Below are 973 nucleotides of genomic sequence, written 5' to 3' on the forward strand. Positions count from 1 at the left end.
GCGGCAAGCTGCTGGGCGGCGCGCTGCTGGCGGGCCTGCTGCTGGCGGCCCGGCCCGGCCAGGCCCAGGTCGACACCTACTCCTTCGCCCCGGGCACCACCGCCTACGCCGACCTGCCCGCCACGGCCACCCCCGTGCCCGCCATCCAGACCGACGACGCCATCTCCGCCAGCCTGCCCATCGGCTTCTCCTTCGTCTTCGACGGCACCCCCTACACCTCCTTCTTCGCCTCCTCCAACGGCTTCCTCTCCTTCAACAGCGGCGCGGGCTCGGCCAACGCCAACAACATGAGCACCGGCGCCGCCTCCCTGCGGCCCCTCATCGCCCCGCTCTGGGACGACCTGGGCGGGGGAAACCCCGCCAGCGTGGCCAGCTACCAGCTCTCCGGCACGGCCCCCAACCGCGTGCTCACCTTCGAGTGGCGCAACTGGCTCTGGCGCTACACCGCCACGGCCCCGGCCATCTCCTTTCAGGCCAGGCTCTACGAGGGCACCAACCGCATCGAGTTCGTCTACCGCCCCGAGGCCGGCGCCCTCTCCACCCCCACCGCCTCGGTCGGCCTGGTGGGCGCCGGCACCGGCCCCGGCTCCTTCCTCTCGCTGAGCGACCTCTCCCCCGCCCCCACCGCCAGCTCCACCACCGAAACCGCGGGCATCGCCGCCCTGCCCGCCGCCGGCCAGCGCTACACCTTCACCCCGCCCGTGCCCAGCCTGTGCCCCACCCCGCGCAACCTGACCACCACGGCCCTGACCAGCACCTCGGCCACGGTGGCCTTCACCGTGAGCAACGCCACGCCCGGCCCCTTTACCATCCTCTACGGGCCCGCCGGCTTCAACCCCGCCCTGCCCCCCTCGGCCACCAACGTCTACAGCTCCATCCCGGCCGCCGGCACCACGGCCACCCTCACCGGCCTGACGGCCCTGACCGGCTACCAGTTCTACGTGACCCAGAACTGCGGCGGCGCCAACGGCAA

Annotated in this window: 1 protein-coding gene; it reads left to right on the forward strand. The window is 73.2% G+C overall.

What is annotated here, in order from left to right; translation table 11 throughout:
• The coding region (locus ACYVHT_RS23290) for a fibronectin type III domain-containing protein (RefSeq protein ID WP_460557795.1) at positions 1 to 973 on the forward strand (973 nt) is incomplete at both ends.

The sequence above is a fragment of the Hymenobacter daeguensis genome (assembly GCF_054780555.1).